At 66.6% G+C, this 10,564-nt stretch carries 13 protein-coding genes and 2 pseudogenes; 7 read left to right on the top strand and 8 right to left on the bottom strand.

Going from position 1 to position 10,564, the window contains the following annotated elements; translation table 11 throughout:
* The 4 genes from AC1DY5_RS27345 to AC1DY5_RS27330 form a co-directional block, all read left to right on the top strand.
* A partial coding sequence (locus AC1DY5_RS27345; RefSeq protein WP_478116486.1) for an electron transfer flavoprotein subunit alpha/FixB family protein occupies positions 1–177 on the top strand: 177 nt, incomplete at its 5' end.
* A 144-nt stretch (positions 178–321) separates the two neighbouring features.
* Positions 322–882, top strand: coding sequence for a TRAP transporter small permease (locus AC1DY5_RS27340; RefSeq protein ID WP_478116481.1), 561 nt, complete (start codon positions 322–324; stop codon positions 880–882).
* A complete protein-coding gene (locus tag AC1DY5_RS27335) occupies positions 879–2,177 on the top strand; it encodes a TRAP transporter large permease (protein WP_478116479.1) in 1,299 nt (432 codons plus the stop codon). Before AC1DY5_RS27340 ends, AC1DY5_RS27335 begins: the two co-directional genes overlap by 4 nt.
* A 31-nt stretch (positions 2,178–2,208) precedes the next feature.
* Positions 2,209–3,243, top strand: coding sequence for a DctP family TRAP transporter solute-binding subunit (locus AC1DY5_RS27330; RefSeq protein WP_478116477.1), 1,035 nt, complete (start codon positions 2,209–2,211; stop codon positions 3,241–3,243).
* A 44-nt stretch (positions 3,244–3,287) separates the two neighbouring features.
* Here AC1DY5_RS27330 and AC1DY5_RS27325 read toward each other — a convergent pair whose 3' ends face one another.
* From AC1DY5_RS27325 to AC1DY5_RS27295, 7 genes are all read right to left on the bottom strand, one after another.
* Complete coding sequence (locus tag AC1DY5_RS27325; protein ID WP_478116475.1) at positions 3,288–3,503, bottom strand: type II toxin-antitoxin system MqsA family antitoxin; 216 nt, start codon at positions 3,501–3,503, stop codon at positions 3,288–3,290.
* Positions 3,500–3,802: a type II toxin-antitoxin system MqsR family toxin gene (locus tag AC1DY5_RS27320; RefSeq protein ID WP_478116473.1), complete on the bottom strand. Its 303-nt coding sequence runs from the start codon at positions 3,800–3,802 to the stop codon at positions 3,500–3,502. Before AC1DY5_RS27320 ends, AC1DY5_RS27325 begins: the two co-directional genes overlap by 4 nt.
* Positions 3,803–4,013: 211 nt before the next feature.
* A complete protein-coding gene (locus tag AC1DY5_RS27315; protein WP_478116485.1) occupies positions 4,014–4,751 on the bottom strand; it encodes an amino acid ABC transporter ATP-binding protein in 738 nt (245 codons plus the stop codon).
* 24 nt (positions 4,752–4,775) lie between these two features.
* On the bottom strand, positions 4,776–5,441 hold the full coding sequence (locus tag AC1DY5_RS27310; protein WP_478116472.1) for an amino acid ABC transporter permease: 666 nt from the start codon (positions 5,439–5,441) through the stop codon (positions 4,776–4,778).
* A gap of 1 nt (position 5,442) precedes the next feature.
* The gene (locus tag AC1DY5_RS27305) at positions 5,443–6,168 is read right to left on the bottom strand and encodes an amino acid ABC transporter permease (protein ID WP_478116471.1); all 726 of its coding nucleotides are present in this window, start codon (positions 6,166–6,168) and stop codon (positions 5,443–5,445) included.
* Positions 6,169–6,257: 89 nt separating this feature from the next.
* Positions 6,258–7,160 carry a transporter substrate-binding domain-containing protein gene (locus tag AC1DY5_RS27300; RefSeq protein WP_478116470.1) on the bottom strand — a complete coding sequence of 301 codons (903 nt, stop codon included), beginning with the start codon at positions 7,158–7,160 and terminating at the stop codon, positions 6,258–6,260.
* Between the two features lie 298 nt (positions 7,161–7,458).
* Entirely contained in the window at positions 7,459–8,412 is a 954-nt protein-coding gene (locus AC1DY5_RS27295) for a LysR substrate-binding domain-containing protein (protein WP_478116468.1), read from the bottom strand.
* A gap of 59 nt (positions 8,413–8,471) precedes the next feature.
* Here AC1DY5_RS27295 and AC1DY5_RS27290 point away from each other — a divergent pair, with 59 nt between their 5' ends.
* The 3 genes and pseudogenes from AC1DY5_RS27290 (at position 8,472) to AC1DY5_RS27280 (ending at position 9,763) form a co-directional block, all read left to right on the top strand.
* A complete protein-coding gene (locus AC1DY5_RS27290) occupies positions 8,472–8,702 on the top strand; it encodes a hypothetical protein (RefSeq protein ID WP_478116466.1) in 231 nt (76 codons plus the stop codon).
* A gap of 3 nt (positions 8,703–8,705) precedes the next feature.
* Positions 8,706–8,981: pseudogene (locus tag AC1DY5_RS27285) on the top strand (amidase family protein); the annotation flags it as partial.
* A 59-nt stretch (positions 8,982–9,040) separates the two neighbouring features.
* Positions 9,041–9,763: an amidase family protein gene (locus AC1DY5_RS27280; protein ID WP_478116483.1), complete on the top strand. Its 723-nt coding sequence runs from the start codon at positions 9,041–9,043 to the stop codon at positions 9,761–9,763.
* Positions 9,764–10,234: 471 nt separating this feature from the next.
* On the opposite strand, the pseudogene AC1DY5_RS27275 reads toward AC1DY5_RS27280, so the two are convergent.
* Positions 10,235–10,549, bottom strand: a pseudogene (locus AC1DY5_RS27275) (NAD(P)-dependent oxidoreductase); the annotation flags it as partial.
* Between the last annotated feature and the right edge of the window lie 15 nt (positions 10,550–10,564).

Below are 10,564 nucleotides of genomic sequence, written 5' to 3'. Positions count from 1 at the left end.
CAGTTGTACATCGCCTGCGGCATCTCGGGCGCGATCCAGCATCTGGCGGGCATGAAGGACTCGAAGGTGATCGTGGCGATCAACAAGGACGAAGAAGCCCCGATCTTCAGCGTGGCCGACTACGGCCTGGTCGCGGACCTGTTCACGGCCGTGCCGGAACTGGTCAAGGCGCTCTGATCCCGGGCCGCAGCTAAGGAAACCCCCGATAGGAAAATGGTCATGGGTCGTTACGATCCCTGGCTGCTTCCCTGTCGAGGCGTTCGGACACGTCCCGGCGTCCGCCCGGTGACACGACGTGGCTCCACCTTCCTGCTTCCCCCGATGACCTCTCCCTCCGAGTCCGGCCCTGTGCTGGACGCTRCCAGCCCCCTCCCTCCTGAAATCGAAGCCGCCGACGAGCCGACCCGCGTTCCCCTCGCGATCGAGGACTGGGCCACCGTGCTCATCATGGGCCTGCTGGCCTGCATCACCTTCGCCAACGTGCTGGTGCGTTACTTCACCGACTCGTCCTTCGCCTGGACCGAGGAGTTCTCGGTCTTCCTGATGATCCTGCTGGCGCTGGTGGCGGGCTCCGCGGCGGTGGCGCGCGACCGCCACATCCGGATCGAGTACTTCGCCGAGAGCGGCAGCATGTCGCGCCGCAAGCGTCTGGCGCAGTTCGGCGCCCTCATGGTCGGCCTGCTGTTCCTGCTGATCGGCGCGCTCAGCGTGCGCGTGGTCTGGGACGACTACCGCTTCGAGGAAACCTCGCCTGGCATCGGCGTGCCTCAATGGTGGTATTCGATCTGGCTGCCGATCGTCTCCTTCGCGATCGCGCTGCGCGCCCTGGGCCTGTTCATCCGCCGCGGCCGCAAGACCAATTACGGCGACTCGCAGCGATGATCCCCACCCTCCTCTTCGTCGCCTTCGTGGCGATGATGCTGGTCGGCGTGCCGATCGGTGCCGCACTGGGCCTGGCCGGCGCCGCCTGCATCGCACTTGCCAACAGCGATGCCCAGTGGTTCGGCCTGCTGGCCGTGCCGCAGAACTTCTACGCCGGCCTCGGCAAGTACCCGCTGCTCGCGATCCCGATGTTCGTGCTGGTCGGCTCGATCTTCGACCGCTCGGGCGTCGCGCTGCGGCTGGTCAATTTCGCGATCGCGATCGTCGGCCGCGGCCCCGGCATGCTGCCGCTGGTGGCAATCGTGGTGGCGATGTTCCTCGGCGGCATTTCGGGCTCGGGCCCGGCCAATGCCGCCGCGGTCGGCGCCGTGATGATCACCGCCATGTCGCGCGCCGGCTATCCGGCCGCCTACTCGGCCAGCGTGGTCGGCGCGGCCGCCGCGACCGACATCCTGATCCCGCCTTCGGTCGCCTTCATCGTCTACTCGGTGCTGGTGCCGGGCGCCTCGGTGCCGGCGCTGTTCGCGGCCGGCATGATCCCCGGCATCCTGGCCGGCGTGGCGCTGATCGTCCCGGCCGTCTGGCTGGCGCGCAAGAACAAGATGGGCGCGCTCGAATCCAGCCTGCCGCGCCCGCCCTTCTGGAAGAGCTTCCGCGAAGCCACCTGGGGACTGGCGGCACCGGTGTTGATCCTCGGCGGCATGCGCGCCGGTCTCTTCACGCCGACCGAGGCGGCCGTGGTGGCGGTGTTCTACGGTCTCTTCGTCGGCATGGCGATCCACCGCACGATCAAGGTCCGCGACCTGTTCGTGATCCTGCGCGAATCGGGCGAATTGTCGGCCRTGATCCTGCTGGTGGTGTCGCTGGCCGGCATCTTCGCCTACTCGCTGTCGACTCTCGGCGTGATCGATCCGGTCACGCGGGCGATCGTCAATTCGGGGCTCGGCGAATACGGCGTGCTGTCGCTGTTGATCCTGCTGCTGATCACGGTCGGCATGTTCCTCGACGGCGTCTCGATCTTCCTGATCTTCGTACCGCTGCTGTGGCCGATCGTCCAGCACTACAAGTGGGACCCGGTGTGGTTCGGCGTCATTCTCACGCTCAAGGTCGCGCTCGGGCAGTTCACGCCGCCGCTGGCCGTGAACCTGATGGTCTCGTGCCGCATCGCCAACGTGCGCATGGAAGAGACCGTGCGCTGGGTCGGCTGGATGCTGTTCGCAATGTTCCTCGTGATGGTCGCCGTGATCGTCTGGCCGGAGCTGGCGCTCTGGCTGCCGCGCAAGCTCGGCTACTGATTCTTCGATTTATTCCCAAGGAGACTGATCCATGAAATTCCGTCGTTCCCTGCTCGGCCTCCTGGCCGTCGCGGCCGCCCTCGGCGGCTTCTCGGTGGCCGCGCAGGCGCAAGCCTACAAGGCCGAATACAAGATGTCGCTGGTGCTGGGTCCGCCGACGCCGTGGGGCGAAGCCGGCCGCATCTGGGCCGACCTCGTGAAGGAGCGCACCCAGGGCCGCATCAACATCAAGCTGTACCCGGGCGTGTCGCTGATCCAGGGCGACCAGACGCGCGAGTTCAGTGCGCTGCGCCAGGGCGTGATCGACATGGCGGTCGGCTCGACCATCAACTGGTCGCCGCAGGTCAAGCAGCTGAACCTGTTCTCGCTGCCCTTCCTGATGCCCGACTACGCGGCGGTCGATGCGCTGACGCAGGGCACGGTCGGCAAGGAGATTTTCGCCACGCTCGACAAGTCCGGCGTGGTGCCGCTGGCCTGGGGCGAGAACGGCTACCGCGAGATCACCAACTCGAAGCGTCCGATCAAGTCGCCCGAAGACCTGAAGGGCATGAAGATCCGCGTGGTCGGCTCGCCGATCTTCTCCGACATGTTCAGCGCCCTGGGCGCCAACCCGACCCAGATGAGCTGGGCCGATGCGCAGCCGGCGCTGGCCAGCGGCGCGGTCGACGGCCAGGAGAACCCGTTGTTCCTGTTCACCGTGCTCAAGATGCACACCGTGGGCCAGAAGTTCGTCACCACCTGGGGCTACATGGCCGACCCGCTGGTGTTCGTGGTCAACAAGGAGGTGTGGAGTTCGTGGACGCCGGCCGACCAGGCCATCGTGCGCCAGGCCGCCGTCGACGCCGGCAAGCAGAACATCGCCCTGGCCCGCAAGGGACTGGTCGAGGCCGACAAGCCGGTGCTCAAGGAGATCGCCGCGATGGGCGTGACCGTGACCCAGCTGACCCCGGCCGAACGCGAAGCCTTCGTCAAGGCCACCCGGCCGGTGTACGCCAAGTGGACGCCGACCATCGGCAAGGAACTGGTGACGCAGGCCGAGCAGTCGATTGCGGCGCGCAAGAAGTAGGCTTTCCAGCGCCACGAGACAAAGCCCCGCGACGCGGGGCTTTGTCATTCGCGCCCGGTCGAAGCGTCGACCCGCGCATGGAAGGCGAGCATCGCCTTACTGACACGCGCAGCCTCGGCGGGGCCGAACACGCTCTCGCCGCAAACGGGACAGAACTGGCCTTCGACGTCCGCGATGACCATCGATTCGCGCTTGTAGACGCAAGCCACATGGCGACTGTCGGCGACCAGGACGGCCGCGGCGCAGGCGGGGCACTTCATGGCCCGGACGCCTCGCAGGAGGCGATCAGCAATTCGTTCTGCGCGCTGAAGCGCAGTTCGACGGCGCCGATGGATCCGAGCGTGCGGTAGACGTCCTGCCAGAGCCGGCGATCGGCCGGCGCGTTGATGCTGCGATGGAAGTCGGTGACAACCAGCGACATCACGATCTTCAGCAGGCCTGCCGCATCGATCCCCAGCCCGGCAGCCCCGGCCAGCGCGAAAAAGCTCATCGCCCACCGGCCCTCGCGCGCCAGCGCGCGAACCGCCGTCAGGCGCCAGCGAGGCTTGGACTTTTGCATCCCTGCGTCATCGGCCCCGGCCCCGCTGCGGCCAATGCGAAGCATCCGCGCCAGGCCCCCGAAACTTCGCCCTCACCAAACACGAAAGCCCCGCGCAGCGGAGCTTTCCGTTGGTGGGACACCGCGGAACCGGCTTCGCCGGGCCGCTGGTGTCGCCCCCGGCTGGGGGTGGGCGCCCGGACACGAAGTGCCGGGCAATCTGGGGGCGAGCCTAATGCGCCAGGATCTTGTTCAGGAAGTCCTTCGTCCGCGGCTGCCGGTTCTCCGGGTGCGTGAAGAACTCCTCCTTCGAGCAGTCTTCCAGGATGCGGCCGCCGACGTCGATGAAGATCACGCGGTTCGCCACCTTGCGCGCGAAGCCCATCTCGTGCGTGACCACCATCATGGTCATTCCTTCCTTGGCCAGCGCCACCATCACGTCGAGCACTTCGCCGACCATCTCGGGATCGAGCGCCGAAGTGGGCTCGTCGAACAGCATCACGATCGGGTCCATGCTCAGCGCACGGGCGATCGCCACGCGCTGCTGCTGGCCGCCAGACAACTGGCCCGGGAACTTGTCCTTGTGCGCCATCAGGCCCACCCGGTCGAGCATCTTGAGGCCGCGCGTCTTGGCTTCGTCGGGGCTGCGACCCAGCACCTTGATTTGCGCGATCGTGAGGTTCTCGGTCACCGACAGGTGCGGGAACAGCTCGAAATGCTGGAACACCATGCCGACCTTCGAGCGCAGCTTCGGCAGGTTGGTCTTGGGGTCGTGCAGCGGAATGCCGTTGACCGTGATCTCGCCCTTCTGAAAGGGCTCGAGCGCGTTCACAGTCTTGATCAGCGTGGACTTGCCCGAACCCGAAGGCCCGCAGACCACCACCACATCGCCCTTGGCGATGTCGACCGAGCAGTCATTGAGCACCTGCACCGGCCCATACCACTTGGAAACATTCTTGATTTCAATCATTTTGTCGGACATCGGGTTGCTCCTTCAGCGGATGATGGCGATCTTCTTGTGCAGTCGCTTCACGAGCCACGAGAGCGTATAGCACAACACGAAATAGACGACGGCGGCCAGCAGGTAGGCCTCTTCGGGGCGGCCGAAGTTCTTGCCCGCGGTGTCGAAGCCCTTGAACAGGTCGTAGGCGCCGATGGCGTAGACCAGCGAGGTGTCCTGGAACAGGATGATGGTCTGCGTCAGCAGCACCGGCAGCATGTTGCGGAAGGCCTGCGGCAGGATCACCAGCTTCATGTTCTGGCCGTAGGTCATGCCCACCGCCTGTCCCGCATACACCTGCCCGCGCGGAATCGACTGGATGCCGGCGCGCATGATCTCGCTGAAGTAGGCCGCCTCGAAGGCGATGAAGGTGATGATCGCCGAGTACTCGGGCCCGATCGGCCGGCCGATGATGTTGGGCACCAGCAGGAAGAACCACAGGATCACCATCACCAGTGGAATGCTGCGCATGCCGTTGACGTAGATGGCCGCGGGCATATCGAGCCACTTGTTGCCCGACAGCCGCATCAGCGCCAGGAGAGTGCCGAAGATGATGCCGCCCAGTGTGGCGACCACCGTCAGGAAGACGCTGAAGTAAAGGCCCTTCAACAGGAAGCTGCTGATGACGGCCCAGCTGAAGAATGTGAGGTCAATATTCATGTCAGTGTCCTCCGCCCGTTCCGGCGACGACGAAGCCGGGCACGCGGACCCTCTTCTCGACCCAGGCCATGATTCGGTTGATGACCATCGCGGAGATCACGTAGAGCACGGTCACGGCCATGTACATCTCGGTCACGCGCGAGGTCTCCTCACCAGCCTGCATCGCGAACTGGATCATCTCGGGAATCGACACCGCGAAGGCGACCGACGAGTTCTTGAAGATGTTCATCGACTCGCTGGTGAGCGGCGGGATGATGATCCGGTAGGCCATCGGCAGGATCACATAGCGGTAGTACTGGGGCGTGGTGAAGCCCACCGCCATGCCCGCGTAGCGCTGGCCCTTGGGCAGCGCCTGGATGCCGGAGCGCAGCTGCTCGGCGATCCGGGCCGAGGTGAAGAAGCCCAGCGCGAACACCACCAGGATGAAGGGCGGCAGGCCCGACATGACGGGGAACATCTTCGGAATCACGTGATACCAGATGAAGATCTGGACCAGCAGCGGAATGTTGCGGAACAGCTCGACCCAGGCATTGCCGAAACGCACCAGCCAGGGGCTGTCGGGCAGCGTGCGGATCACACCGACCAACGAGCCGAGCACCAGCGCCACGACCAGCGAGCACAAGGACACCGACACCGTCCAGCCCCAGGCCGACACCAGCCACTGCCAGTAGGTCGGTATCTTGCCGCCCGGATCTTGCAGGAAGACCTGCCAATCCCAATTTCCCATTTCAACTCCTCGATGATTGTTGGAGGCATCTCATAAAACAAACGCCCGCCGAAAGAGGCGGGCGTTCGTTCACGCGTCAGCCCACGCGATTACTTCTTGACGTAGTCTTCCATAGGCTTGTCGTTCGGGCTGGCCCAGGCGGCCTTGGTGGCTTCCGACAGCGGCAGGCCGACCTTGGTGTTGGTCGGCGGGATCGGCTGCATGAACCACTTGTCGTAGAGCTTGGCCAGCGAGCCGTCGGCGATCTGGCGCTTGATGCTGTCGTCGACCGCCTTCTTGAAGGCCGGGTCGTCCTTGCGCAGCATGCAGGCGATCGGCTCGACCGACAGCGCGTCGCCGACGACCTTGAAGTCAGCCGGGGCCTTCGACTTGGCGATGTTGCCGGCCAGGATCTGGCCATCCATCACGAAGGCGTCAGCACGGCCCGACTCGAGCAGAAGGAAGCTGTCGGCGTGGTCCTTGCCCATGACTTCCTTGAAGTCGATGCCCTGGGCGCGCTCGTTCTTGCGCAGCGTCTGCACCGAGGTCGTGCCGGTGGTGGTGACCACGCTCTTGCCGTTGAGGTCCTTGATCGAGTTGATGCCCGAGTTGGCCTTGACCGCGATGCGTACTTCCTCGACGTAGGTGGTGACGGCGAAGGCGACGTCCTTCTGGCGCGTGGCGTTGTTGGTGGTCGAGCCGCATTCGAGGTCGACGGTGCCGTTCTGCACCAGCGGCACGCGGTTCTGCGAGGTCACCAGCTGGCGCTTGATCTCCAGCTTGGGCAGGCCGAGCTGCTTCTGGATGTCGGCCAGGATGCGCTCGGACATCTCGGTGTGGAAGCCGACGTACTTGCCGTCGCCGATGGTGTAGGCCAACGCGCCGGACGAGTCGCGCACGCCCATCGTGACGGCACCGCTGGACTTGATCTTCGCCAGCGTGTCATTGGCCTGCGCGAAGGCTCCTCCTGCGGCGAGGACCATCACGGCCAACGCCAATACCTGCTTCTTCATAGTTAGCTCCTGAGACTAAAAGGACACGAAATTCTAGACGCCCGGATTCTGCGCCATACCCGGACCAACCCGGTGCGCCTGCACCGCGGGAGGGCGCGCCGACTGTCGATCGGCACCGCCATCACGCGCGACGCCGCGCCGCGAATGCCGTGAACATATCCATCAAAGCACCCTTTGTGCCCGAAAAAAACGTGAGCGGACTTTAGTGGGACCCGTCGTCGATGCCCAATGCCGAATGCAGCGGTCGGCATGTCACCGCGTCATAGTTTGTGCACTGCACAAGAGACGGGCCCAGGCCTCAAGCCGCGGGCTGTGTCTGCAGCAGATACGTCCACAAGGCATCGGCCGCACCCTTGCCGCTGCGGGCGCCGGTCTTGCCGGCGGCCGGCGCACCAGGCCGCTCGCGGTAGGCACGGATCTCCATCGTCGCATCGAGGCGGTCGATCTCCGGCGGCAGCGCGCTCACCAGCGTCCGGGCGCGCACCTCCTTGCGCACTGCGCTCTGCGGCAGGAAGGCAATGCCATGGCCTTCGAGCGCCATCACCTTGAGGCCTTCGGCCATGTCGGTTTCATAGACGCGGTCGAGGTGGATCGCAGTGCCGGACTCCTTCAGCAACTGGTCGACCACGCGTCCGAGATAGGCGCCCGGTGCATAGCCCAGGTAAGGCAGCGGCTGGCCGGCCCGGCCCGGCAGGCGGTAGCGCGGCGCACCGTCGGCATCGGGCTTGACCCAGGGCGCGACCACCTCCTCACCGAGGCTCACCATCTCGTAGCGGTTGGCATCCAGCGGCAGCGGCTGCGAGGGATGGTGGTAGGCGATCAGCACATCGCAGCTGCCCTCGACCAGGCGCAGCACGGCATCGTGCACGTTGAGCGCGATCAGCCGGCTCTTCATCGGCCCGAACTGCTCGCGCAGGCTGGTGATCCAGGCCGGGAAGAAGGTGAAGGCGAGCGTGTGCGGGATCGCGAACTCGATCACGTCCTGCGCCACTGCCGAATGCCCGCGCAGCATGGCGCGGGTGCTTTGCAGGGCCTGCAGCATCTCGATCGCCTGCCCATAGAGGGTCTGGCCGGCGGGTGTCAGGCGGGTCGGGTAGGAGCTGCGGTCGACCAGGTCGGTGCCGGCCCAGCCTTCGAGCGCCTGGATCCGGCGCGAGAAGGCCGGCTGTGTCACATGGCGCAGCTGGGCCGATCGGCTGAAGCTGCGGGTCTCTGCCAGGCTGACGAAGTCTTCGAGCCACTTGGTTTCCATCGGGCGATTATGCGAGCGCTGCGACATACTGGTGCACCGCCAACGAGTCCGCCACCGCCATGAATGCAGCCGACCTCCTTGCCCTCGATGCCACCCGGCTGCCGCGCCTGCGGCCCGCACCGTGTCGTGCCGCGATGCACGCGGCCCTGGCGCGCACCGACGCGCTCAACCCGCGCTTCAATGCAAACGACCCGGACCAGCTGCTGGGGCGGGCGAACGCGATGCGCAGCTCGCGCGCAGGGAGCGCCTTGGCCGGATGCACGGCTTCCCGCTGGCGGTCAAGGACCTGAGCGATGCCGCCGGCCTCCCGACCTCGATGGGATCGCCGATCGCACCGCGGACGCCGGCACGCACCGACAGCCTGCACGTGGCGCGCGGGCGCTGCCGTGGCGCTGGCCCTCGGCATGCTGCCGGTGGCCGACGGCAGCGACATGGGCGGCTCGCTGCGCAACCCGGCCGACTTCAACAACGTGATCGGCTTCCGGCCCTCGCGCGGCCGGGTGCCGGGTGCGCCCGAAGTCGAGCTGTTCCTGCAGCAGCTCGGCATCGACGCGCCGATGGCACGCACGGTCGAAGTCGCCGCGCGCCTGCTCGCGGTGCAGGCGGGCTTCGATCCGCGGCTGCCCCGCTGTCGCTGGAAGGCGACCTGCCCTCGCCCGACGCGCTGCAGCTCGACGGTGAGACCCGGGGGCTGCGCATCGGCTGGCTCGGCAGCATCTGGCCCGAGCTGCCGCTCGCACCCGGCATGCGCGATCTCTGCGAGAACGCGCTCAAGACCTTCCGCCAGCTCGGCTGCGAGGTCGAGCCCTGCCAGCTCGAGGTGCCGCGCGAACAGAACTGGACCGCCTGGCTGCGCTTGCGCCAACAGCTGATCGGCGGCAAGCTGGGTGCCGCCAATGCCGACCCGACCCTGCGCGCCAAGCTCAAGCCCGAGGCACGCTGGGAGATCGAGCAGAGCCACCTGCTCGATGCCGCGGCGCTGTACCAAGCCTCGGTCTATCGCTCGAACGTCTACCTCGCCTTCCTGCGGGCCTTCGAGCGCTTCGACTTCGTGGTGGCGCCGACGGCGCAGGTCCTTCCCATCGACGCCAAGCTGTCGTGGCCGGCGACGGGCGGCGGCGTCGACAGCGACACCTACCACCGCTGGATGGAGATCGTCACGCCGTTCACGCTGGCCGGGCTGCCGACGCTCAATGTGCGTGCGGGCTTCAACGGCGAGGGGCTGCCGATGGAAATGCAGATCGCGGGGCCGGTGCATGCAGACATGGCGGTGCTGCGGCTCGGGCATGCGTATGACGTGGCCTGTGGGTGGGGGGCCTTTCATCCGCCGGTGCTCGCGGAATTCTCCTGAGCTTTGGAAGGACGCCCGTCACGCGGTACGGGCCGAACGACCTCACTGCGCCGGCCCTTCGGGCTCCCTTGCGGTGCTCGCTCCAGGCGGGGTCCATGCGAAACTCGCCTTCGGCTCAAACACGCGCGGCCCTCTTTCCGCCTGAAGCTGCGCTCCTCAGCCGCAGAGGCGATCGCCCGTCCCGCACCGCATGCCGGGCTCTGGGGTATTCAAAGACCAACGGCGCCTCCAACGCCGATGCAATTCCAACCTGTCAGCGGTGGTGGGCGGTATGCCCTGGGCCGGCCGTTGATGCACCGCCGAGCAGCGCAGCTGTGCGCGGATCAGGGCTCGCGACTGTTTGAGCGAAGCGAGTTTGAGCGAGACCCCGCGCACCGCGAGCAGCGCAGGGCAGCCGCGAAGCGGCCAGTGACGTCGGCCGGCCAAGGGCATTCCGCCCGCCGCCGCCGCACCCGCACCCAAACAAGCCGATCAGATAGGCGACACCACCCCACGCCCCGAAAAGTGTCCTTCGGCATTCGCCAGGAAGCGATCGACCGAGGCCTGCGTCGCCTCTGGCGACCAGCCCGCCATGTGCGGCGTCAGCAGCACGTTGTCGAGTCCGACCAGCGGCGCGGGAGGCAGCGGCTCGCTCTCGTAGACGTCGAGCCCTGCCCCGGCGATGCGGCCCTCGCGCAGGGCCGCCGCCAGCGCCTCGGTGTCGACCACGCTGCCGCGCGAGATGTTGATCAGGAAGCCCTGCGGCCCCAGCGCGTCGAGGATGGCCGCATTCACCAGGTGCCGCGTTCACCAGGTGCCGCG

The sequence above is a fragment of the Variovorax sp. P4_D9 genome, from assembly GCF_056401695.1.
This window is presented reverse-complemented; position numbering and strand designations above follow the sequence as displayed.

Excerpts from the sequence above, each read along its gene's own strand:
- AC1DY5_RS27330 (WP_478116477.1), top strand. The coding sequence starts at position 2,209 with ATGAAATTCCGTCGTTCCCTGCTCGGCCTCCTGGCCGTCGCGGCCGCC.
- AC1DY5_RS27325 (WP_478116475.1), bottom strand. The coding sequence starts at position 3,503 with ATGAAGTGCCCCGCCTGCGCCGCGGCCGTCCTGGTCGCCGACAGTCGC.
- AC1DY5_RS27320 (WP_478116473.1), bottom strand. The coding sequence starts at position 3,802 with ATGCAAAAGTCCAAGCCTCGCTGGCGCCTGACGGCGGTTCGCGCGCTG.
- AC1DY5_RS27315 (WP_478116485.1), bottom strand. The coding sequence starts at position 4,751 with ATGATTGAAATCAAGAATGTTTCCAAGTGGTATGGGCCGGTGCAGGTG.
- AC1DY5_RS27310 (WP_478116472.1), bottom strand. The coding sequence starts at position 5,441 with ATGAATATTGACCTCACATTCTTCAGCTGGGCCGTCATCAGCAGCTTC.
- AC1DY5_RS27305 (WP_478116471.1), bottom strand. The coding sequence starts at position 6,168 with ATGGGAAATTGGGATTGGCAGGTCTTCCTGCAAGATCCGGGCGGCAAG.
- AC1DY5_RS27300 (WP_478116470.1), bottom strand. The coding sequence starts at position 7,160 with ATGAAGAAGCAGGTATTGGCGTTGGCCGTGATGGTCCTCGCCGCAGGA.
- AC1DY5_RS27295 (WP_478116468.1), bottom strand. The coding sequence starts at position 8,412 with ATGGAAACCAAGTGGCTCGAAGACTTCGTCAGCCTGGCAGAGACCCGC.
- AC1DY5_RS27290 (WP_478116466.1), top strand. The coding sequence starts at position 8,472 with ATGAATGCAGCCGACCTCCTTGCCCTCGATGCCACCCGGCTGCCGCGC.